The sequence below is a fragment of the Luteibacter sp. UNCMF366Tsu5.1 genome (assembly GCF_900119235.1).
Taxonomy (GTDB): domain Bacteria; phylum Pseudomonadota; class Gammaproteobacteria; order Xanthomonadales; family Rhodanobacteraceae; genus Luteibacter; species Luteibacter flocculans.
In genome coordinates, this window is the sequence record NZ_FPIS01000002.1 from 891767 (window position 1) to 913457 (window position 21691).

17 protein-coding genes are annotated in these 21691 nt (G+C 64.1%); 8 read left to right on the forward strand and 9 right to left on the reverse strand.

Going from position 1 to position 21691, the window contains the following annotated elements:
* Nucleotides 1-64: 64 nt before the first annotated feature.
* Together BT115_RS13105 and BT115_RS13110 are read left to right on the forward strand one after the other, a co-directional pair.
* Nucleotides 65-1729: a ShlB/FhaC/HecB family hemolysin secretion/activation protein gene (locus BT115_RS13105; RefSeq protein WP_072323010.1), complete on the forward strand. Its 1665-nt coding sequence runs from the start codon at nt 65-67 to the stop codon at nt 1727-1729.
* 57 nt (nt 1730-1786) lie between these two features.
* Entirely contained in the window at nt 1787-2893 is a 1107-nt protein-coding gene (locus BT115_RS13110) for a catalase family protein (RefSeq protein ID WP_072323011.1), read from the forward strand.
* A gap of 27 nt (nt 2894-2920) precedes the next feature.
* On the opposite strand, the gene phbB is transcribed toward BT115_RS13110, so the two are convergent.
* Together phbB and gluQRS are read right to left on the reverse strand one after the other, a co-directional pair.
* Nucleotides 2921-3661, reverse strand: coding sequence for an acetoacetyl-CoA reductase (gene phbB / locus BT115_RS13115; RefSeq protein WP_072323211.1), 741 nt, complete (start codon nt 3659-3661; stop codon nt 2921-2923).
* A 57-nt stretch (nt 3662-3718) separates the two neighbouring features.
* Nucleotides 3719-4603, reverse strand: a complete 885-nt coding sequence (gene gluQRS, locus BT115_RS13120; protein ID WP_072323012.1) for a tRNA glutamyl-Q(34) synthetase GluQRS — start codon at nt 4601-4603, stop codon at nt 3719-3721.
* A gap of 201 nt (nt 4604-4804) precedes the next feature.
* Here gluQRS and htpX point away from each other — a divergent pair, with 201 nt between their 5' ends.
* The 4 genes from htpX (at nt 4805) to BT115_RS13140 (ending at nt 9104) form a co-directional block, all read left to right on the forward strand.
* A complete protein-coding gene (gene htpX, locus BT115_RS13125; RefSeq protein WP_072323013.1) occupies nt 4805-5695 on the forward strand; it encodes a protease HtpX in 891 nt (296 codons plus the stop codon).
* Between the two features lie 78 nt (nt 5696-5773).
* Entirely contained in the window at nt 5774-7639 is a 1866-nt protein-coding gene (gene htpG / locus BT115_RS13130) for a molecular chaperone HtpG (RefSeq protein WP_072323014.1), read from the forward strand.
* A 125-nt stretch (nt 7640-7764) separates the two neighbouring features.
* On the forward strand, nt 7765-8670 hold the full coding sequence (locus BT115_RS13135) for an AEC family transporter (protein ID WP_177257412.1): 906 nt from the start codon (nt 7765-7767) through the stop codon (nt 8668-8670).
* Between the two features lie 38 nt (nt 8671-8708).
* On the forward strand, nt 8709-9104 hold the full coding sequence (locus BT115_RS13140) for an RNA-binding S4 domain-containing protein (protein WP_072323015.1): 396 nt from the start codon (nt 8709-8711) through the stop codon (nt 9102-9104).
* 210 nt (nt 9105-9314) lie between these two features.
* Here BT115_RS13140 and mutS read toward each other — a convergent pair whose 3' ends face one another.
* Nucleotides 9315-11906 carry a DNA mismatch repair protein MutS gene (gene mutS / locus BT115_RS13145; RefSeq protein ID WP_255369421.1) on the reverse strand — a complete coding sequence of 864 codons (2592 nt, stop codon included), beginning with the start codon at nt 11904-11906 and terminating at the stop codon, nt 9315-9317.
* A 251-nt stretch (nt 11907-12157) separates the two neighbouring features.
* Nucleotides 12158-13321: a M23 family metallopeptidase gene (locus BT115_RS13150; RefSeq protein WP_072323016.1), complete on the reverse strand. Its 1164-nt coding sequence runs from the start codon at nt 13319-13321 to the stop codon at nt 12158-12160.
* A 209-nt stretch (nt 13322-13530) separates the two neighbouring features.
* Between BT115_RS13150 and BT115_RS13155 the strand changes: the two genes are divergently transcribed.
* The gene (locus BT115_RS13155; protein ID WP_177257413.1) at nt 13531-14226 is read left to right on the forward strand and encodes a lysozyme inhibitor LprI family protein; all 696 of its coding nucleotides are present in this window, start codon (nt 13531-13533) and stop codon (nt 14224-14226) included.
* 29 nt (nt 14227-14255) lie between these two features.
* The gene (locus tag BT115_RS13160) at nt 14256-16082 is read left to right on the forward strand and encodes a peptidoglycan-binding domain-containing protein (protein WP_083527448.1); all 1827 of its coding nucleotides are present in this window, start codon (nt 14256-14258) and stop codon (nt 16080-16082) included.
* A gap of 176 nt (nt 16083-16258) precedes the next feature.
* On the opposite strand, the gene BT115_RS13165 is transcribed toward BT115_RS13160, so the two are convergent.
* The 5 genes from BT115_RS13165 to BT115_RS13185 all read right to left on the reverse strand — a co-directional run bounded on the left by BT115_RS13165 (nt 16259) and on the right by BT115_RS13185 (nt 21682).
* Nucleotides 16259-17941 (reverse strand): type IV secretory system conjugative DNA transfer family protein, encoded by a 1683-nt coding sequence (locus BT115_RS13165; RefSeq protein WP_072323019.1) that lies wholly within the window; start codon nt 17939-17941, stop codon nt 16259-16261.
* Between the two features lie 26 nt (nt 17942-17967).
* A complete protein-coding gene (locus tag BT115_RS13170) occupies nt 17968-18291 on the reverse strand; it encodes a hypothetical protein (RefSeq protein ID WP_072323020.1) in 324 nt (107 codons plus the stop codon).
* Nucleotides 18292-18351: 60 nt separating this feature from the next.
* Nucleotides 18352-19968, reverse strand: coding sequence for an XVIPCD domain-containing protein (locus BT115_RS13175; protein ID WP_072323021.1), 1617 nt, complete (start codon nt 19966-19968; stop codon nt 18352-18354).
* Nucleotides 19965-20483, reverse strand: coding sequence for a hypothetical protein (locus BT115_RS13180; RefSeq protein WP_143144559.1), 519 nt, complete (start codon nt 20481-20483; stop codon nt 19965-19967). Before BT115_RS13180 ends, BT115_RS13175 begins: the two co-directional genes overlap by 4 nt.
* 74 nt (nt 20484-20557) lie before the next feature.
* Entirely contained in the window at nt 20558-21682 is a 1125-nt protein-coding gene (locus BT115_RS13185; RefSeq protein ID WP_255369422.1) for an XVIPCD domain-containing protein, read from the reverse strand.
* Nucleotides 21683-21691 lie beyond the last annotated feature (9 nt).

Below are 21691 nucleotides of genomic sequence, written 5' to 3' on the forward strand. Positions count from 1 at the left end.
GTGATGGGCGGGGGCGGCGCATGTGCGTCGCCCCCGCGAGATCCGTGCCACCCAAGGAGTGTTCATGAATCGATGGCTCGGTTGCGTCCTGGGCATGACCGTCGTGTGTTCCACCCAGGCGCAGGTTCGTGCGCCAGCCAACCCACTGCAAACCCTCCCACGCACCGAAACGCCTCAGCAGGCACCGTCGGTGAAGGTGAGCGTGCAGGCGCCGAACCCGGCACTGGAAGCCTTGCTTGCCACGCACCTCACGCCATCGCGCTTCGACGTCGTCGGCGTAAAGTCCATCCCCTTTGCGGATGTCGCGGCGATCTTTGCGCCCATGCGCGGAAAGGACTGCACCGTGCGCGATCTCGTGGCGGCGTCCGACCGTGTGACGGCGCTTTACAAGGCGCGCGGTTACGCACTGTCGTTCGCGTTCGTGCCCAACCAGACGCTGGCGGGCGGTGTCGTGACGATCCAGGTGGTGGAAGGCTATGTCGCTGACGTGGCGATCCGCGGCGATGCCGGAAACCTCGAGCCGCGCATCAAAGCGATGGCAGCTCACATCGTTGGTGAACGTCCGTTACGACAGGACACGTTCGAACGCTACACCCAACTGCTGGGGCAGCTGCCGGGCCTGAAGGTGGCCGCGAACGTTCCTCCGCCCACGACGACGGACGGCGCCACCCGGTTGGAACTCGACGTCTCGAGACAGCGTTACGACATGAGTTACGGCCTCGATTTCAATCACCCGGGAACGCAGGGCGTGATGTCGCTGATCGAAAATGGCGCCACGCCGTTGGGCGAACAATTAAGCGTTTCCACGCTGTACCCCAATGGCGGTGGTCAGCGCCTTTATTCCGCGGCTTACGTGCAACCGATCGGGTCGCGGGGATGGCAGGGCAAGGTGGACGCCAGCCGCTACTGGGGGCGGCCGGATACGGACGACCAGTTGCCGTCGTACCTCGATCATCGGCTGACACAGGACCGCCTCGCATTGACCGCGACCTATCCGCTGGTGCTTGCCAACCAACGCCGCGTCAACCTGTCGATGGGCGTGTATGCATCCCGCCAGGACGACCGGTACAGGAACGTCGATACCGGCGCGATGATCGCGTTGCAATCCAGCGTGCGCGTGCTCAACGCCGAGCTCTCGTCGCTGAGCGTGGAGAAGGCGCGCACGCTTCAGTTCGCCTTTGCCGTGGCGCACGGCTTCGATGGCATGGGCGCTTACTCGCGTACCGTAAGCAATCTCGGGGTACTCGGCATCGCGATGCCGGACGTGGCATTCACACGCTACACCGTGAACGCCATGTGGTCGCAGCAGTGGGCGCACAAGTTCGGAACGGTCATGCGAGCCACCGGCCAATACAGCCACGATGCCTTGCCGTCGACCGAGCAGATCAACTTTGGCGGGCAGAATTTCGCGCTCGCCTACGACCCCGGCGACGCGGCAGGCGACAGTGGCTGGGCGGCGTCGGCGGAACTGAATCGGGCGTTCTCACCGGGGGCTAAATGGATCGCTTCGGTCACGCCGTACGTTGCCTACCAGGCAGCACGCGTCTATCTCAACGGGGCCCGGCCGCTTATCGATCGGCTCGATTCCGCCGCTGTTGGCGTGCGTGCCTCGGACAACAAGCACTATGCGATCGACTTCGCTCTCGCCTGGCCGACGGGCGACAAACCGCCCGAAAGCAAGGATCGAGACATGCGGTGGAACCTCACGTTCAGCTACAAGCTCATGTGACCGGGTCTTCACGAGTTCGGCGGCAAGATCGTGCGTCCGCACGTATCGAGTCTTGTCATGCCCCTGTCGCTGGTTCCCCCACCCATACGCTTCGACGAATCCCTTGAGCGCGTGGAGGCGGACGAAGCCGAGACGGTAGAGCAGTTGATCGAAACGTTGACGCGAATCAACGAGACGACGCTTGCGCACGAGAAGCACGCGCATCGGTCCGTGCATGCAAAGAGCCACGCGTTGCTGACCGGCGAACTTATCGTTCCCGATGATCTTCCACGTGAGCTTGCACAGGGCATCTTCGGCAGGGCGGGACGCTACCCGCTGGTCATGCGCCTGTCGACCGTGCCGGGTGACCTTTTGGATGACTCGGTGTCCACACCGCGCGGCATGGCGGTCAAGATCATTGGCGTGGAAGGCGAGCGTCTGCCCGGCAGCGAAGGTGACGTGACCCAGGACTTCGTACTGGTGAACGGCCCGGTATTCGCTGCACCTAATGCGAAGCGATTTGCGGCGTCGCTCAAGCTGGTGGCGGCGACGACGGACCGCGCCGAAGGCGCGAAGAAGGCTTTGTCCGCTGTATTGCGTGGTACGGAGCGGGTGATCGAGGCACTCGGTGGAAAGAGCACCACGTTGTTGAGCCTCGGTGGTCAGCCCGAGACGCATCCGCTCGGCGACACGTATTACTCGCAGGTGCCGCTGCGCTTCGGCGACTACGTGGTGAAGTTTTCCATCGCGCCGCATTCGCCAAACCTCACCGCATTGACCGACGCCGAACTCAACGTCAACGGCAAACCCAACGGTCTGCGCGAGGCGATGGTCGAGCACTTCGCGATGCAGGGCGGTGAATGGGACGTACGCGTGCAGTTCTGTACCGATCCCGAGAGCATGCCCATCGAGGATGCCTCCGTGGCATGGCCCGAAGAGAAAAGCCCGTACATCGACGTGGCACGCATCGTGGTGCCACCGCAACCGGCATGGAATGCGGCGCGGCGTGAAGCGATCGAGGATGGCCTCGCCTTCAGTCCGTGGCACGGGGTCGCCGCGCATCGCCCGCTAGGCTCGGTGATGCGCGCACGTCGCGTTGTGTACAAGGTGATGGCCAAGTTCCGCGCGCACCACAATGGTGTGGACATCCGCGAGCCTCGGTCGATGTTGGAGCTTGGCCTGTAGCTGGTATAGCTGGGCGGAGCCGGCTGGTTACCAACCCATGTAGTGGCCGCCGTTGATCGCCAGGTTGGAGCCTGTGATCCAACTGGACTCCTCGGCGGTGAGGAAGGCGACGGCATGGGCGATTTCCTCGGGGCGACCGAGGCGACCGACCGGAATCTGCGCCACGATCTTCGCGCGGACATCTTCGGGCACGGCCATCACCAGATCGGTGCCGACATAGCCGGGCGATACCGTGTTCACGGTGATGCCGAAGCGCGCGTTTTCCTGGGCGAGTGAAATCGTGAAGCCATGGACGCCGGCCTTGCTTGCCGCGTAGTTGGCCTGACCGTACTGGCCCTTCTGCCCGTTGATCGAACTGATTTGCACGATGCGGCCCCACTGCCGCGAGCGCATGCCTTCGATCACCGGGCGGGTGACGTTGAAGCAGGCATTGAGGTTGGTGTTCACCACCTCGATCCACTGCTGGTAGTCCATCTTGTGGAACGTGGTATCGCGGGTGATGCCGGCGTTGTTGATGAGGATCTCGATCGGGCCGGCCAGTTCCTCGACGCTGCGGATCATGGCTTCGGCCGAGACCGGGTCCGCGACGTCGCCGGGGACCATCACGACGTCGATGCCGTCGCGGATCATGTCCTCGCGCCAGGCGGCCGCCCGCGCATCGTCGCGGTAATTGGTCGCCACACGGTGACCCTGGCGGGCGAGGTAGCGGACGATCGCCGTACCGATGCCGCCGGTGCCACCGGTCACCAGTGCCGTGCGTTGCGTCATGCCTTGCTTCATCCTCACCAGCTTCCGATAGGGGCCCGGGCGCCGGGCAAACGATTCTTATAACGTCGGGCTGGCGCCAAGACTACTGCGGCGAAGCGCCGCAGGGGCGAATCCACGCAGCGCCTCGTCCAGCAAGGCGGTGGGCGTGCCTCCGCGGGACGGCACGGGTAGGCCCAGACGGTCGAGTGCAAGGCGCAAGGCGGGCATCGGATCGGCGGCATCCACGGGCAGGGCCGCGGCGGATTTGGAGAGCTTTCGCCCCTCGGCGTCCAGGACCAGCGGTAGATGCAGATAGCCGGGCGTGGGAAGCCCGAGAAGCCGCTGGAGATGGATTTGCCGGGCCGTGGAATCGAGCAGGTCCGCGCCGCGAACGACGTGGCTGATGCCTTGCTCGGCGTCGTCCACCACGCAGGCCAACTGATACGCCCAGAGGCCTTCGACCCGGCGGATTACGAAATCCCCCGCTACGTCTCGGAGATTCTCGGCCTGGGGGCCTTGGAGGTCGTCCTCCCAGCGCACCGTGAGGTCGGGTGTACGCAGGCGCCAGGCGGGCGGACGCGTCGGGTCGGGCGGCGCCACGCAGTGGCCGTCGCGGTGCAGCCCTCCGTGCGCCGCCAGTTCGGCGCGGCTGCACCAGCAGGGGAAGACCTGATCGGCGTCGCGCAGCTGCGCGAAGGCGGTTTCATACAGGGGCTGACGTTTCGACTGGTAGACCGGCGGTCGATCCGGCGACAGGCCGAAGGCATCGAGCGTGGCGAGGATCGATGCCGCCGAACCGGGAACCTCGCGCGGGGGATCGATGTCTTCGATGCGGACCAGCCACTCCCCACCAGCGTGGCGCGCCACCAGCCAGCTACCCAGCGCGGCGACCAGCGAGCCGAAGTGCAGGGCACCGGTTGGGGAGGGCGCGAATCGTCCTCGGTAGCGTGGCGTAGAGACCATGAGGCGTGGTTTGAGAGGTTTCTCAATCGTTCTGGTGTGCGACCTTGTCAGTGTAGGCGAAGGTCGTGCCAGCGGACCCGCGCGCGCCAAGCGTTCCGCCCCGGGTAGCGGCGTTCGCCATTGAATCGTTCAGCCTTCGCCCCGAAAACTTGCAGCACGGCGGCACTCCGATGCCGGCCGGTATGACAGAGAGAATCGACCATGTTCAAACGCATTGCCTTGTTCGTTGCCACCAACCTTGCGGTCATCGTCCTGTTGACCTGCGTGTGCCGCGTGCTGGGTATCGACCAGTGGGCAGCGCAGCGCGGCATGGGCCTCGGTGGCCTGATCGTGTTCGCCTCCGTGTTCGGCATGGGCGGTGCCTTCATTTCGCTGGCCATTTCCAAGTGGACCGCGAAGATGTCCACCGGCGCCAAGGTCATCACCGAGCCGCGTAACGAGTCCGAGCGCTGGCTGCTCGACACCGTGCGCCGTCACGCGGAAAAGGCCGGTATCGGCATGCCCGAGGTGGCGGTCTACGACGCGCCGGAAATGAATGCCTTCGCCACGGGTATGTCGCGCAACAACGCGCTCGTGGCGGTCAGTACCGGTCTGCTCCAGCAGATGGACCGGGAGCAGGTTTCGGCGGTTCTGGGACATGAAATCGGTCACGTCGCCAATGGCGACATGGTGACCCTCACCCTCATCCAGGGCGTGCTCAATACGCTGGTGATCGTGTTGGCCCGTATCGTGGGCCGGGTGGTCGATAGCTGGATGAGCGGCGGCCGCGAGCGCGACGGGGAAGGCGGCATCGGCTACTTCGTGGTCGTGATGATCCTGCAGGTCGTATTCGGCCTGTTCGCGTCTCTGATCGTGATGTGGTTCTCCCGCTGGCGCGAATTCCGTGCGGACGCGGCGGGCGCCCAGCTTGCCGGCCGGGCCTCGATGATTTCCGCCCTGCAGCGCCTGTCGGCCAACCATGGCGACAACACGCTCCCGCAGACCATCCAGGCGTTCGGTATCTCCGGTCACCTGGCGACCGGCGTGAAGCGGCTGTTCATGAGCCACCCGCCGATCGAAGAGCGCATCGCCGCCCTCCAGGCGGCCCGCTGAAAGCCGGGGCGGCGCCTTTTTTCCCCTTGATGCCGCCCCCATAATCCGGTGCCTGTCCCAACCTGAAGGAACGGCACCGTGAGCCAGGAAACCCGAAAGTTCGAAGCCGAGGTCGCCCAGGTCCTGCACCTGGTGACCCATTCCCTCTACTCGCACAAGGAAATCTTCCTCCGCGAGCTCATTTCCAACGCCTCCGACGCCTGCGACAAGCTGCGTTTCGAAGCGCTGGCCGACCCCAGCCTCACCGACGGCGATGCCGACCTGCGCATCCAGGTGAGCTGGGATCCGGAGGCGCGTACGATCAGCGTTCGCGATAACGGCATCGGCATGAGCCGCGACGAGGTCGTGGCCAACATCGGTACCATCGCCAGCTCCGGTACTCGCCGCTATCTGGAAGCGCTTTCGGGCGAACAGAAGGCGGATGCACGCCTGATCGGCCAGTTCGGCGTGGGCTTCTATTCCGCCTTCGTCGTGGCCGACAAGGTCACGGTCATCACCCGCCGCGCCGGCCAGCCCGCCACCGCGGGCGTGCGCTGGGAAAGCGACGGCAAGGGTGAGTATTCCCTCGAAGACACCAACGTCACCGAGCGCGGCACGACCGTCGTGCTGCACCTCAAGGCGGAAGAGGACGAGTTCCTCAAGGCGTGGGCGCTGCGCAGCGCCATCACGAAGTACTCCGACCACGTGGCATTCCCCATCCGCATGCCGGCCGAGAAGGACGGCAAGCCCGATCCGACCGAATGGACCACGATCAACTCCGCCTCGGCGCTGTGGTCGCGGCCGAAGAGCGAGATCACGGACGAGGAATACCAGAACTTCTACAAGGCGCTGGGCCACGACTTCAACGATGCGCTCGCCTGGACGCACAACCGCGTCGAAGGCAGCCAGAGCTTCACGACGCTGCTCTACGTGCCGTCGCAACCGCCGTTCGATCTGATGATGGGCGGCCGCGACGAGCGGAAGGGGCTGAAGCTCTACATCAAGCGCGTCTTCATCATGGACGCTGCCGAAGAACTGCTGCCGAACTACCTGCGCTTCGTGCGCGGCGTGGTCGACGCCGACGACCTGCCGCTCAACGTCAGCCGCGAAATTCTGCAGCAAAATCGCCAGCTCGAGCAGATCAAGGCGCGCTGCGTGAAGGGCGTGCTGGATCTGCTGGAGCGCGTTGCGCGCGACGAGCCCGAAAAATTCGCCACCTTCCTGGCGGGTTTTGGCAACACGTTGAAGGAAGGCATCGTCGAAGACACCGCCAACCGCGAGCGCATCGCCAAGCTGCTGCGCTTTGCCTCCACGAAGGGCGACGGGTCCAACAAGACCGTCTCGTTCGACGACTACATCGGCCGCATGGCCGTGGGTCAGGACACGATCTGGTATGTCACCGCGGACAGCTATGCCGCAGCGGCGGGTAGTCCGCAGCTCGAGGCGTTGAAGGCGAAGGACATCGAGGTATTGTTGATGTCCGACCGCGTCGACGAATGGATGCTCGGCTATCTCACCGAGTACGGCGGCAAGCGCCTGCGCAACGTCGCCAAAGGTGAGTTCCCGCTCGACGAGGCGGATAAGGCGAAGCAGGAAGCTGCGACCGCTGCGGCGGCGCCGCTGTTGGAACGGACCAAGAGACTGCTCGGCGACCGCGTGAGCGACGTGCGCGTGTCGGCGCGACTGACGGATTCCCCGTCGTGCCTTGCGCTGGCGGACTTCGATCTTGCCCCGCATCTTGCCCGCCTGCTGCGAGAGGCAGGACAGGACGTACCGGACAGCAAGCCTGTGCTTGAGCTCAACCCGGAGCACGCGTTGGTCAAGCGGCTCGCTGCCGAGACCGACGACGCGAAGGCGGGCGATCTTGCGGGCCTGCTGCTGGAACAGGCGGAGATCACGGCCGGTGCGCAGCTGCCGGACCCGGCGGCTTTCGTGCAGCGCATGAACCGCGTGCTGCTGGGCTGATCCTCCCGCGCCAAGCCGCGCGCGATGAGTCGGTCATCGCGCGCGGGCTTCTTCGAGGCCTCATGGCGAGGTCATGAGCGCCAGCCACGCTGACGCGGGTACGGGCTCTGCTATCGTTCCGCGTCATGTCCGCACTGCTCATTCTTTTCGTCTGTCTCGCCCTCGGCATCCTTTCCCGTCGCTACGCGTCGCTGCCCGAGGGCATCGTTCCCGGCATCAACTGGTGGGTGCTGAACATCGCGCTTCCCGCGCTGGTGCTGGCACTCGTGCCACACGTGACGGTGGATGCGCGGCTATGGTTTCCCGTCGCGGCGATGCATCTGACGTTCTTCGGCGCCTGGGCTCTGTTCGCCACGCTCGGGCAATGGCTGGGCTGGTCGCGTCATCGAGTGGGCTGCCTCACCCTGGTCTGCGGGCTGGGCAATACCTCGTTCATCGGTTACCCCATGATGGAGGCCTTGCACGGTAAGCCGGGCTTGTCGCTCGCCGTCATCGCCGATCAGTTGGGTTGCTTCCCGCTGCTCGCCGCGGCCGGGATCGTGGTGGCGTCGATGTACTCGGGCAGGAGCGCCAACGCCGCCACCATTGCGCGTCGCGTGCTCACGTTCCCGGCTTTTCTCGCGCTGCTTGCTGGCGCGATGGTCGGACTGTTTGGCGGATGGCCAGAGTCGGTGGAGAAACTGCTGATGCAGATCGGCCAGACGCTGACGCCGCTCGCGCTGTTTTCGGTGGGTCTGCAGTTCCGCCTGCATCTGCGGCGGGAGCAGGTCGGCGCGCTCGCCGCGGGCCTGGGTTGGAAGCTGCTGCTCGCGCCGCTGGCGGTGCTCGGTCTGGGACTGGCGGCGGGCGTGGGCGGTCTGCCGTTGACGGTCGGCGTGCTGCAGGCGGCGATGGCGCCGATGATCTCGGCGGCGATCCTTGCCGACCAGTACGGTCTTGAGCCACGGTTGGCGAACACGGTGCTTGGCGCCGGCATCCTGGTCTCGCTCGTGACGATTCCCGTGGGCAACCTGTTCCTGCCGGCAGGCTGACGCTTGGATTCCCGCGGCGTGGCCACATCCTCCTTCCCATGACCGATCTCATGACTCAGGGCGTGCGCGCCGACGTGTGGCTATGGGCCGCCCGCTTCTTCAAGACCCGCAGTCTGGCGAAGCAGGCGATCGACGGTGGCAAGATCGAACTCAACGATGCCGCATGCAAACCGGCCAAGGTCGTGCACGTCGGTGACACCTTCAAGGTGACCCGCGGAGAAGAGCGGCTGACGTGCGTGGTGGTGGGCCTTTCCGAGAAACGTGGCCCCGCCTCGGAGGCGCAGAAGCTCTACGCGGAAACGGAGGCGAGTGCCGCTGAGCGCCAACGCCGGATCGAAGATCGTCGCCTTACCGGCGGTGCCTTGCTGCGTCCCGATGCCCGACCCGGCAAGCGCGATCGGCGCCTGATCCAGGACCTCAAGAAGACCCTCTGAACACGCGAAACCGCCCCCCGAATCCCTGCCCGGGCTGCTGACTCGGGAGGGGTGGGGGACGCCACGGTGCCGGAAGATGGAGAGTCGTAAGACACCGTGGAAAGCATGAGCGCTGTCGGTGTTCAGCGCCCATGCGGATGCACTATAGGCAGGCGACTCGCCGCGGTGAATTCGTTTGTTCCAATCGGTCCGATAGCGGCGCCCAATCGTTCAGCGCAGCATCTTTTGCAGTTTGTAGAGCTGCTCCAGCGCGTCGCGCGGGCTGAGGTCGTCCGGGTCGATGGCTCGTAACGCTTCTTCGACCGGTGAGGGCAGCGGAGGCGCGAACAGGCCCATCTGCGGGGTTGGCGTGGGTGGCGCTGCCACGGCCGCCGTCACCTCATGGCCTTGCTCCAGCGCCGAGAGATAACGCCGGGCGTCGGCAATCACGCTCTTGGGCAGGCCCGCCAGCGCGGCCACCTGCAAACCGAAGCTGCGATTGGCGGGACCGTCCTTCACCGTATGCATGAAGACCAGCTGCTCGCCGTACTCCACAGCATCGAGATGCACGTTGGCGATGGTCGGATACTCGGCGGCCAGCTCCGTCAGTTCGAAGTAATGCGTGGCGAAGAGGGTGAATGCGCAGCTGGTAGCTGCCAGATGCACCGCAGCCGCCCTCGCCAGCGACAGACCGTCGTAGGTGCTGGTACCACGGCCGACCTCGTCCATGAGCACGAGGCTGCAATCCGTGGCGTTATGCAGGATGTTGGCGGTCTCGCTCATCTCCACCATGAAGGTGGACTGGCCGCGCGACAGATCGTCGCCCGCGCCGATGCGCGTGAAGATGCGATCGATCGGCCCGATCGTCGCCGCCGACGCCGGCACGTAACTGCCGACGTGAGCGAGTAGGACGATGAGCGCGTTCTGGCGCATGTAGGTGGACTTGCCGCCCATGTTCGGGCCGGTGATGACCAGCATGCGCCGACGCTTGTCGAGTATCAGATCATTCGGTTCGAACGGCTCGTCGCGCACCTTCTCCACGACCGGATGGCGACCGCGTTCGATGCTGATGCCCGGCACGTCGGTGAGTACCGGTGCCGACCAGTCCAGCGCTTCCGCACGGTCGGCGAGATTCGACAGCACGTCCAGCTCGGCCATGGCGGCAGCGGCGATCTTCAGCGCCGGCAGATGTTCGATCAGGCGGTCCAGCAACAGTTCGTACAGTGCCCGCTCGCGCATCAGCGAGCGTTCCTTCGCGGAGAGCACCTTGTCCTCGAACTGTTTCAGTTCTTCCGTGATGTAACGCTCGGCGTTCTTCGTGGTCTGCCGGCGCGTGTAATGCTGCGGCGCCTTGTCGGCCTGTGCCTTGGTGATCTCGATGTAGTAGCCGTGGACGCGGTTGTAGCCGACCTTCAGCGTCGGAATGCCACTGGCAGCTTTCTCGCGTTCCTCCATGTCCACCAGGAACTGGTCCGCGTTGGTGGACAAGCGGCGCAGCTCGTCGAGTTCGTCGTCGTAGCCTTCGGCCAACACGCCGCCATCGCGCAGCAGCACGGGCGGCTGCGCAATGATGGCGCGGGCGAGCAGGGCGGCGGTGTCGGCGTGATCGCCGATGCGTTCCACCAGGCTGTGCAACAGCGGGCTATCGAGGCCGGCGATGTCGTCGCGCAGGCCTGGGGCTGCAGCAAGTCCGTCGCGCAACGTGGAAAGATCGCGCGGACGCGCCGAGCGCAGCGCCACGCGAGCCAGGATGCGTTCGAGATCGCCCACGCCGCGCAGACGCTCGCGCAGGGTCAGGTGCCGACGCGAATCGATGAGGCTGCCGATGGCCTGGTGCCGACCGCGCAGGACCTGGCGGTCGCGCAGTGGGCGGTTCAACCAGCGACGCAGCAGGCGCGCGCCCATCGGCGTCACCGTTTCGTCGAGTACGCCGAGCAAGGTGTTATCGACGTTGCCGCTCTGGTGCGTGTCGATTTCGAGGTTGCGGCGCGTCGCCGCGTCCATCGCGATGGTTTCGCCCGCGTTCTCCACCGCAAGCCCGGTGAGATGAGGCAAGGCACTCTTCTGGGTTTCTTCGACGTACCCCAGCAGGCAACCTGCCGCGGCGACGGCCAGCGGCATGCCCTCCACGCCGAAGCCGAGCAGGTCGCGCGTCTTGAAGAAGCGGCACAGCTCGCGCGTGGCGGCGTCGACGTCGAAGTGCCAGGGCTGGCGTTTGCGCAAGCCGGGCAGCGCGGACACCAGCTTCGGCCAGGCGACGTCTTCGCTGACCAGGGTTTCGGCAGGTTGCAGGCGCGCCAGTTCGGCGGCGAGCCCTTCGGGCGTCGGTGTCTCGGTCAGCAGGAAGCGCCCGGTGGAAAGATCGACCCAGGCGAGACCGTAGCCCTTCGGGCCCGCGGCAATGGAGAGCAACAGGTTGTCGCGGCGTTCTTCCATCAGGGCCGCATCGGTGACGGTGCCCGGCGTCACGATGCGCACCACTTCGCGCTTTACGGGGCCCTTCGAGGTCGCCGGGTCGCCGATCTGCTCGCACAAGGCCACCGATTCACCGAGCTTGACCAGCCGCGCGAGATAGCCCTCTACCGCGTGATACGGAACGCCAGCCATGGGGATCGGCGCGCCCGCCGACTGACCGCGCTGAGTCAGCGTAATGTCGAGCAGACGGGCCGCCTTGCGCGCATCGTCGTAGAACAGCTCGTAGAAGTCGCCCATCCGGAAAAACAACAGGATGTCCGGATGCTCCGCCTTTGCCGCCAGGTACTGGCGCATGAACGGCGTGTGGCCCGTGACATCAGTGGAAGGGGTGGGGGAATGCTGTTCCATCAGTGCCTTACGCAAAATTAGCGAATGTCCGGCGCCGACGCCGGGCGGAAAGGTGCGCTCCGAGTCGAATCCGGGCCTCAAGCCCTCTATCGTATTCGATGAGCCCCCGCACGTGCCTCCCAAATGGGGATGCACTTGACCCGCCGGGCGGGAAGGCCAGCGTCATGTACCGCTTAATCGGGGCGCGGGTGGAGGGTCCGGGTCGTTAAGGCCAGGGCAGCATCCGAGCTTGATCCGAATCTCTCACAGGCTCACTTAGGCCATTCAACGATCATGTCGTTCAGCGGCAGCGAACCGTTCGCCGCGTGACACGGCGATGGGGTCCACCGGTCGCCTTGCCCGAACAACTGCGCCTCGTGTTCCGTCCCGCACACGTTGAGCCGGTCGAAGACGTACGGCAGTCCTTGGGACCCTTCGAATGTCGCTGCGTTGCTTACCTGGAAATGGAGATGCGGCGCAGCCGAACTTCCCGACTCGCCCAGCTCGCCGATAACCTGGCCGAGCGTCACCTGCTGCCCCGGTGTCACACGAACCGTGCCTTTCCGTAGATGGGCGTAGGCGGCGAAGGAGCCACCGCCCAGGTCGATGACCACATAGTTTCCAAACAATCCATTGAGCGACAACTCGTTCGACGCCGGTGGCGGGGTCAATGGCTCATGGTCCGATTGGCCATCGCGCACCGCGACGACCTTTCCGTTGCCGACGGCAAGGACCGGCGTCCCGAAGCCAAACCAGTCGGCGAGCTTGGTCGCATTGGTCTCTTTATTTGGATTGAACGCGCGCCCTTGGGCATCGATGCCAACGAAGTCGATCGCGTAGCGCTGAGGAATGGTCAGGCGACCGTTGACCGCAACCAGGCTGCCCCAGTGATGCGAGCGTGCGTTTCCGGGACCCTCATGCGCAAGCCAGCGTCCGCCTCGTAGCGGCGGACCCAAGCGAAGCGAGGACGGCGGTGAAACGGTCGATGCCAGTCCATCAACGCTGCTCAACCCATGTCGTTCATTGGTAAAGACGATTTTATGTGTGAGCGTCCTCGGTAAAACGTTGGGCGGGAGCGTCACCCAGACAAAAACGGTGCCGGTTTTACCCGGGGCTATCGTTGCGGAGCCATCATCGGTCGGCGCCGGGCGAAATGAATGCGCCAGGTCGCTCTGGTCCAGGTGAAGGAGTAGATGATGGTTCTCATCCATGACCTCCAATTCGGAAACCTTCAGCGCTCCGGAGTCTTCGTAAACATTCGTTACCTGAAGCTCGTACGCCAGATGAGTAAAGCCATCGCTACCCAGAAACGGCGTAGGCGAGAAGGGAACGCGTGCTTCGACCGGCGCAGCGGACTGGGCCATGACCTCGACGCTCGATGCCAACCACAAGGCGGTAACGAGATAGGCCCAACGGACCTTGGGTGTTTTCAGCATTCGCGTGCTCCCCCGAGCGTGGTCGCCGACATAGCGACGCTGCGCATGAAAGGAGTATGGCCTGCAGGTCGCGAACCGTGCACGGATTTCTTCACGTTTTGCCTGTTAAAGTTGCGCAACAGGGGTGCGCACAGTAACCATCAGGAGTTCCAATGCTCGGTGGCAGAAAGGAAATAGTGCGGGCGAATGCCCATTTTCGGTGGCTGGTCATGGCTGCCTTCGCTTTCAGTGGTGCGGCTTTCGCGGCGCCGCAGGACAGCGCGTCCAGCAACTACGACGCGCAGGACGCCCGCTTGAACGCGGCCTATCGGAAGCTCTCCCAATCGCTGGACGATGCCGGCCGCAAGTCGCTTCGCGACGAAGAGCGGCAGTGGATCGCCGGCCGTGACAGGGCCTGCGGTGTCGCTTCAGGCAGCGTCGCCAAGAACGACTGCACCACGGATAAGACCCGCGCCCGTGCCGACGAATTGGAAAAGCGCCTTGCCTCCTCGCCGTCGAAGACGTCCGGCGCGAGCAAGGGCGCCATCGCTGGCGATTGGGGTTACCGCACCGACTGCAACCTCGGCCACTACGCCGAGTTGGGTGTCGCCAACGCAGGTGCCGCGCCCGAGGGCACTTGGTCCGACGGGACGCGAAACAGCGGCGAGCAGGGCCAGTTCAAGGGCGAGTGGCGCGACGGCAAGCTCTACCTGCGCTTCTGCGCCGAGACGGAGGAGCGCGGCGGCTATCCCGTGTGCCCGGCGTTTGGCGACGTGGACGCTTACGTCGTGCCCGAAGGCAAGCGTCTCGCTTGGTACCGCGTGGATGGGCCGGCCTCGGAAAACCATTTCAAGCATTACGTCACGCTGGATCGCGTGCCGAAAGGCGGCAAAGCGCCGCTGGATACCCAGTGCAAGGACGACTAATACGACGATCATGAGCCAGGAGTTGCAACATGCCAGGATTGACAGATAACGAAGCCCGGGCGTTGTCCTATTTCGCCATCGGCGTCAGCTCGGAGGGTGGCGACGTCGCCTACCGTCTGAGCTTCGCAGGCAATTACCGCACCGATGCCCACGGCAATACCGTGATGGATCCCATCGGGAACAGCGGTTTTTCCATCGGTACCTTGCAGACCGATCTGGGCCAGCACCCCGAAGTAGCGACGCAGCTCACCGACGCCTACCAGGCGTGGGCGCGCACGGCGCATCCCGATTGGGTGCTCAACGCCAACCAGCAGGCGCAGACGGTTGCCGACCTCGGTCGCACCGGCCGCCAGATCGAGGCGCAGCATGGGCGCCCGCTCGATAGCACGGTCAAGTCGCATCTCGACGCCTTCATGGCCAGCGATGCCGGCGTCGATTTCGTGCATCGCCACGATTCGGCGCAGGTCGAACGCCTGATGACCAATGCCATTGCGCCGCTGCAACAGACGCCGCTCTACCAGCACGCGTCCGAGCAGGATCAGGCGCGTCTGATCACCATGACCGCCAAGCTCTACAACCAGAGCGAGACCTACGGTGGCCGCCTCGTCCAGCAGATCCAGAACGGCCAGCATCACAGCGTGGACGACGTAAAGCACTCCATCGATCGTTACCCCGGTTACGTCACGGAAGGGCGCGATCATGCGCTGGCTGGCGCGGCGCTGTTCAACGATCTTCGCGCGACCGACGCCAACCATCCGCTGCGTCCGGCGTGGAATACGGTGGTGGCCGATCCGCTGGTCAATCCCACGCGCCTTGGCAACGACCCGACGCGGCCGAACCTGCCGCACGAGTACGCCGCCATCCGCGACGCGTTCACCGATCCGGCGCATTCGCGCCCGATGGTGCAGGCCCTGGGTGAAGGCGGTTCGTATGCCAACGGCAGCAATCACCGCGGCTTCTATGCGGAAGGCCGCGACCTGGTGACGTGGGACCGCTCCGGCAACGGCCACGCGCTGGTCAACGGTCAGTGGAGTTCGGTCAACAGTCGCGACGTGTCCACCCACGTCAATGCCGATCGCACGCTCGACGTGAACGTACATCGCAACGGTACCGACGAGCGCCTGCTGCACATCACCCATCCGGGCAACGTGCGCAGCCAGCCCGCGGGGCGGGCGGCGGGCCATGCGCCGGCTCATGCCAGCGGCGATCACGTGCAGCACGCAGGCACCTTGCGTGAACACGATCATTCGCCGCAGGTCGGTGCCTTGCAGGCCCAGCTCGCCCAGCTCGGTTATAAGGGTGCCGACGGGCGCCCGCTGCATCCGGACAACGACTTCGGTGCCAATACGAAGAGCGCTTTGCAGGCCTTCCAGCGCGATCACGGCCTGAACCCGGATGGCATCGCGGGAGCGAAGACGATGGAAGCGATGACCAAGGCGACGCAGCCGGCGCAGTCGACGCTTGCCGACGCCAACCATCCCGGCCACGCAATCTTTCAGCAGGCGCTCAATGGCGTGCATGCGGTGGACGCCCAGCAGGGACGTACACCCGACCAAATGAGCAGCAACCTGGCCGCGTCCCTCGCGGTGGCAGCGCACGCGCAAGGGCTATCGCGCGTGGATCATGTGGTGCTCAGCGATGACGCCAAGCGCGCCTACGCTGTGCAGGGCGAATTGAACTCGCCGTTCAAGCAGATCGCGGAAGTGGATGTGAGCCAGTCCGTTGGAAAGACGATGGCGCAGAGCAGTCAGGAATGGCAGCAGACGGCGCAGCAACAGCAACAACAGCCGCAGCCGGCAATCGCGCAGCAGCAGACCCCGCCACAACAGGTCGAGCAGCCGTCGATTCCGAGGTAAGAGGGGAGGGGCGGGCAACCGCCCCTTGCCGCCATGGCGGCTTCTCGCGGTGGGGCGTGGCCCTGACCGATGCCCCCGTATGGATCGCCATGGCGGCGTTGGCCTTTCTGCGCGTGGCCGCGTGGATGGACGTACATCGGAGCAATGACGCATCCCACCGAAGGGACGTGCCTTTGTCAGATGGAGAGCGGCTCGATCTTCACCTTCTCCATCAATCGCGACGTGAAGTACTTGTCTTGGTAGTAGCGGATCTTTTCGCACATGACCGGGTGAGGAATGCCCTCGTAGAGGAAGACTTCCTTTTCGGTGCCCATGGCCTTCAACTCCTGCGGCAACATGAGTGCGCGCTTTTCTTCCGTGTGGCTCTTCGAGACGTCACCCTTCTTGCTCTTGGTGATGTTCTCGCGACGCACCGTGGTGTAGCCGAGCATGTCGGAGTAATCGTTCGCGTCCTGCTGTTCGCGGGGGGCGTAGACGATTTGCAGAGCGTGGTTAGTGATGACGGTGCGCGAGACGTCCTTGCCGTAGGTGGCGTCGAGCTGGGCCATGCTCTGGATGATGGGCAGAAGGCGGATGTTGTAGCCGGCCATGTACGACACCGCCGAGGCGATGATCTCCACCTTGCCGATCGAGGTGAACTCGTCCATCAGCAGCAGGCACTGGTGCTTGAGCGACGGGTCGTTCTGCGGCAACACCTTGGTGTTTAGGTTGATCAGCTGACTGAAGAACAGATTCACGATCAGCCGGCTTTCCGCTAGCTTGTTCGGCTGGATGCCGATGTAGATCGTCATCTTCTTCTTGCGTACATCCGTGAGCTGGAAGTCGTCATCGCTGGTGGCTGCATCGAGAACGGGATTGATCCAGGCGTTCAAGGGTTCCTTGAACGTACCGAGGATGGATGCGAAGGTTTCGTTCGCCTGCGAAAGCAGGTTGGCAAAAGCCGACTGAGCGTTCGCACTCAGGAAGGATTCCTTCGACAGTCGCGTATACAGTTCGCGCAGGTCCGTGCCGTCACCCGACGAAAGGCGATAGATCATGCCGAGCGTCGGCTTGCTTCGGATGATTTCCGGACGCCCCTTCTTTTCGTCGTCTTCCCATTTCTCGCAGAGGTATAGCGAGAACGCCATGAACGCATTGCGTGCCTGGCTGACCCAGAACTTCTGATCGTCGGAGCCGTCGGGATAGAGCATCGAGGCAATGCTCATCAGATCCGACACGCGGAACGCCGGGTCCTTCGACACATAGCTCAGCGGATTCCAGCGATGTGTACGGCGATCCTCCGCGAACGGATTGAACAGGTAGATTTCCTGACCCTGCGACTTGCGCCAGCCGCTGGTCAGATCGAAGTTCTCCTGCTTGATGTCCAGCACCACCACCGATTCCTGGTAGTCGAGCAGGTTCGGAATCACCACGCCCACGCCCTTACCCGAGCGGGTGGGCGCGGCGAGGATCACGAACTGCTGACCGGGCAGGCGAACCAAGTCGCCTTTGAACTTGCCGACCAGGATGCCGTTGGGCGCAGGCGAAAGCATCTTCTGCTTGCGCAGGTCAGCCGCCGTGGCGAAGCGGGCGTCGCCGTGCATCGCCTGCTTCTTGGGTTTCAGGAGGAAGTACAGGGCGATCAGCACGGCAATGAGCGGCAGAACGAAACCGATCAGGCCTGCCGTCTCGATCTTCCAGACATACGGCTGTACCTCGGGGCGTCTCAGCGCCCGTATGTAGGTCCAGTAGGTGTTCCAGCGAACGTGCTCATCCTTCAGGCCGAGGAAGAGCAGCGTCAGGTAACCCGACAGAAAGTTTCCGCAGCAAACCGCCGCCGCCATGAGTGCGGCGGCGGCATATCCCCTGTTCTTGCTCATGCAAAAAACCTTTCAACGCCTAGGTATTAGTGGTAGTTGGGAACGAACTCAGGCTGGCCAGCTGCCGAGTCCCAACCGCCGGGCCTCTGACCCGCCGGACATACGGTCGCGTATTGCTCAAACGATGCGACGTCGTCGGCCGACCATGGCTTGCCGTAGGGGTTCGGTTCGCAGGCAGGATTAACCATGTAGGTGGTACCAAGATACGGCGGCATTGGCCACCAGCACCGACTGGGGTCGTCCCGCCCCTTGGTACAGAACAGGAAGGGGTCGCCTTGACGATAAGTCAGTACCTGCGCCTGCGAGGCGAAGCCGAAAAGCATGAGTGCGATGAATAATCCGATTTTCATAAGCCTTCCTGTCGTGTCCTGTATGTATCCACCGTAGTGAGTCTCTGGGGGCGCGGCCGATTAGGGCGGTGCCAGCGTCGGAGGCTGTGGCGTCTGCTGAGCCTCCTTAGCCTGCATCGCTGCGCGCGTCTGCTGCTCGTTGGCCTGCTGCCAGGCTTGGGTGCTTTGCTCCACAGGCGTGTTGATCGCACGTTGAGTGTTCACCTCGGCGATCTGCTTGAACGGCGATCCGGCGTCGCCCTGGACGGCGTACGTGCGGCTCGCGTCACCATTGAGCGTCACGTGGTCGATCCGTTGCATGCCCTCCTGGCGTGCCGCTGCCGTCAGCGACGCAGCCAGGCGCTTACTGCTCTCGTCGGAACCTCGCTGATGCTCAGCGTCCAGACGCTCGACGCCTGCGCGTGCCTGCTGGAAGAGCGCGTGACCCGGGTGATCCGGGTGATCGACGCGTGCCGGCGGCTCCTTGTCCTGGAACCACGAGCCGGGGTGAGTGATCGTGTTCCAAGCACCGGTAGCCTTGCTCCCGATCGCATGGCCTACCTCGCTTACGTCGTTCGCGATCTCGTGGCCGGCGCGTTTTGCGGCGTCGGCGACCTCATGGGCGGCGTGGCCTACTGCACGCCCTGCCGTTGTAACGCCGTCCACGACCTCGTGGCCGGCACGCTTCGCAGCATCGGCAACCTCATGCGCGGCGTGTCCGACCGCACGCCCGGCGGTAGCGACATCGTCCGCAACCTCGCGGCCGGTACGCTTTGCGGCGTCGGCCACCTCGTGAGCGGCGTGTCCGACGGCGCGTCCCGCGGTAGCGAGGTCGTCCGCCACTTCGTGGCCAAGCGCGGTCGCGCCTTCGACGATTTCCTTCGGCACTTCCCACTTGGCCGACAGAACCTTGCGGACATCCATCACGTCGTCGCGATAGCGATCGATCATGCCTTCGTGGGCGCGGTAGCGGGCCTGACTTTCGGGGCTGATGATCGACTGCCCGAGCAGCTTGCTGTCCGGCACGAAGTTGTCGATCGCGTGGGCGTCGAAGTCCGTCGCCTTGATCGGATTGCGCGGGGAAAGGATGCCGCTGTCGTCGCGATAGCCTGCCTTTGACAGGGTATCGATGTCCTGTTGCGCGGCGTAGATCCGTACTTCGCCGAAGTGCGGACTGGCAGCGCTTACGAGGTCGCCCGCGCGGACGTGATCGATGACCTGATTGCCGCCCTTAGGGACGCCGAAGAGGCTGCCCGCACCGTAGGCGTTGAAGGTCTCACCACGCAGGCCAAACTTCGCCGCGTTGATCTCGGCAAGCGTGCCACCCAGCGAGTGACCAGTGACCGTGACTTCAATGGGCTTCGAAAGCGTTTCCGATTCCTCTGCGGCGTGCTTCAGTACCCGCTGGGTGAACTCGGCGGCAGCGGGTTGCTGGGCGTTGACGCCGAGAAGCACCATCCCGGCGTCCACGCCGCCGTCATGGATGGGCTCGCGATCAAATTCAGTTCCCCTGTACGCGATGACGATCTCATGGGTATCCTGCCGCTGATACGCCGTGGCCTGAAAGCCTGTGACAGGATCGTCGATGGTGTCGATGGCTTGATAAGCAACGCCATCGCGTTCGAAGACCTTATTGAGCGTCGGCGTTTGATAGCTCTCTTGCGCCAGTAAGGCGTAGTCCGTCGACCGCATGCTCATGGAAATTTCTCCGTAGAACTAAGAGTCACCGAGAACGTGTCATCGGGCCGCTTGTAGTCCTTGGGATCGCTGTTTCCGATGTCGATCGACGATCTGTCTCTGAAGGTATAGGAGGCATTGGCGAAGTACTTCGTTATCGAGGCGCCAGTAAAGATGTCGTTCCGATACATGGCTGGGCTGAGGGTGTGTGAACCGACGATCAGATCGGCGCTCAGTCCTTCGACGACCCAATGGCACACGCCCTTACCGAAATAGTCCTCATCAAGGAACTTGTCGGCGTAGATTTCCGCCTTGTAGACATTCTCGCTGACCTTTTTGAACTCGACGGCCTCGTGTCGTTGGGGCTCAACAGTAGCGCCCGAGAACGGGGTCAAGGGGACGCTGTCAGGATTGCCGACCTTGTAATCAATGCTGCCTTCGATCCGATCAAAGGGGCCGGGCGCGCCCTTGATTGTCATGGTGATCTCATAACGCATGCGCGGATTCGGGTTGAGCTTGACGTCAGGCTGTTTCATGGAGGCACCGTAGGCATGTGTGGACAGGAGCAGGAGGAGGGCGGTGAATACGCCGCGTTGCGGCGCTGTCGTCCTCATGGGCCTGCGCCCGGCAGGGTCGGCGCCGCCTGTTGCTGCTGTTGCGCCTGCTGTTGTTGATGGGCCGTGTTGGGGGCCTGCTGTGCCACCTGTTGCCAGGCGCGGCTGCTTTCCTCGACGGACGTCGCCATGGCCTGCTGGGTGTTCACCTCAGCGACTTGTTTGAAGGGCGATTGCGGGTCGCCTTGCACGGCGTACGTGCGGGTGGCGTCCTCGTTGAGTGCCACGTGGTCGATGCGGTGCAGGCCTTCCTGCTTCGCGGCGACAGTCAGCGATGCGGCAAGCCGTTCGCTGTTATGGTCCGGCGTACGCTGGTGCTGGGCGTCCAATCGATGGACGCCTTCGCGTGCCTGGCGGTAGATCTCGTGGCCTGGATGCGACGCGTCGTCTAGCCGCGGCGCGCCGTGCGTTTGGGCCTTCTGCAACGCTTCCGTGGTGCGCGGTCCGACGATACCGTCAGCAGGAAGGCCATGCGCGCGCTGGAAGTTTTCCACCGCTTCCTTCGTATGCGCACCGAAATGGCCGTCCGGCGAGAGTGGACGACCACGCTCGTCGCGAACGCCGAGTGCATTGAGGTTCTCCTGCAACGCCCGCACGCTGGCGCCGTGATCGCCTTCGCGAACGACATGCGGAGCTTCGGCGTGCGTGCGTGCGGTTGCGGGCGCGGCATGGCTGACGTGCCCGACCTCGCGATCGCGCCAGAACGTCTCTGGATTGACCGGGCGCCCGTGCGCGTCCTTCATTTGATAGTGGACGTGTTGGGCGTACTGCGTGGCGCCATCGGGGCCACGACCGCCCATGTGGCCGATCGCGTCCCCCACCTGCACGTGCTGGCCCACTTTGACCGACTGCGATTGCGTGTGCAGGATCTCGTGACTGTTGCCTTCGGCATCGCGGATCTTGATCGTGCCGTACTGGCCGCCCACGAAGGTGACTTCACCGGCGATCGGCGAATGCAACTCGGGATGGGTCAGGTTGACGCCGGCCTGGCCGCCTTCGTAGTTGAAATCCGAACCGCCGTGAGGCCCCTTGGCGCGGTGTTCGCCGTAGTGGCCGGTGATATGTGCCGAGTGGTTACCCTGCTTGGGCAGGATGACATTCATGACGTCTTGATATGGCATGGGTGCATC

What these genes read in the sequence shown, in the direction of transcription:
- BT115_RS13105 (WP_072323010.1), top strand. Translation starts at nt 65, where the DNA reads ATGAATCGATGGCTCGGTTGCGTCCTGGGCATGACCGTCGTGTGTTCC.
- BT115_RS13110 (WP_072323011.1), top strand. Translation starts at nt 1,787, where the DNA reads ATGCCCCTGTCGCTGGTTCCCCCACCCATACGCTTCGACGAATCCCTT.
- phbB (WP_072323211.1), bottom strand. Translation starts at nt 3,661, where the DNA reads ATGACGCAACGCACGGCACTGGTGACCGGTGGCACCGGCGGCATCGGT.
- gluQRS (WP_072323012.1), bottom strand. Translation starts at nt 4,603, where the DNA reads ATGGTCTCTACGCCACGCTACCGAGGACGATTCGCGCCCTCCCCAACC.
- htpX (WP_072323013.1), top strand. Translation starts at nt 4,805, where the DNA reads ATGTTCAAACGCATTGCCTTGTTCGTTGCCACCAACCTTGCGGTCATC.
- BT115_RS13135 (WP_177257412.1), top strand. Translation starts at nt 7,765, where the DNA reads ATGTCCGCACTGCTCATTCTTTTCGTCTGTCTCGCCCTCGGCATCCTT.
- BT115_RS13140 (WP_072323015.1), top strand. Translation starts at nt 8,709, where the DNA reads ATGACCGATCTCATGACTCAGGGCGTGCGCGCCGACGTGTGGCTATGG.
- mutS (WP_255369421.1), bottom strand. Translation starts at nt 11,906, where the DNA reads ATGGAACAGCATTCCCCCACCCCTTCCACTGATGTCACGGGCCACACG.
- BT115_RS13150 (WP_072323016.1), bottom strand. Translation starts at nt 13,321, where the DNA reads ATGCTGAAAACACCCAAGGTCCGTTGGGCCTATCTCGTTACCGCCTTG.
- BT115_RS13155 (WP_177257413.1), top strand. Translation starts at nt 13,531, where the DNA reads ATGGCTGCCTTCGCTTTCAGTGGTGCGGCTTTCGCGGCGCCGCAGGAC.
- BT115_RS13160 (WP_083527448.1), top strand. Translation starts at nt 14,256, where the DNA reads ATGCCAGGATTGACAGATAACGAAGCCCGGGCGTTGTCCTATTTCGCC.
- BT115_RS13165 (WP_072323019.1), bottom strand. Translation starts at nt 17,941, where the DNA reads ATGAGCAAGAACAGGGGATATGCCGCCGCCGCACTCATGGCGGCGGCG.
- BT115_RS13170 (WP_072323020.1), bottom strand. Translation starts at nt 18,291, where the DNA reads ATGAAAATCGGATTATTCATCGCACTCATGCTTTTCGGCTTCGCCTCG.
- BT115_RS13175 (WP_072323021.1), bottom strand. Translation starts at nt 19,968, where the DNA reads ATGAGCATGCGGTCGACGGACTACGCCTTACTGGCGCAAGAGAGCTAT.
- BT115_RS13180 (WP_143144559.1), bottom strand. Translation starts at nt 20,483, where the DNA reads ATGAAACAGCCTGACGTCAAGCTCAACCCGAATCCGCGCATGCGTTAT.
- BT115_RS13185 (WP_255369422.1), bottom strand. Translation starts at nt 21,682, where the DNA reads ATGCCATATCAAGACGTCATGAATGTCATCCTGCCCAAGCAGGGTAAC.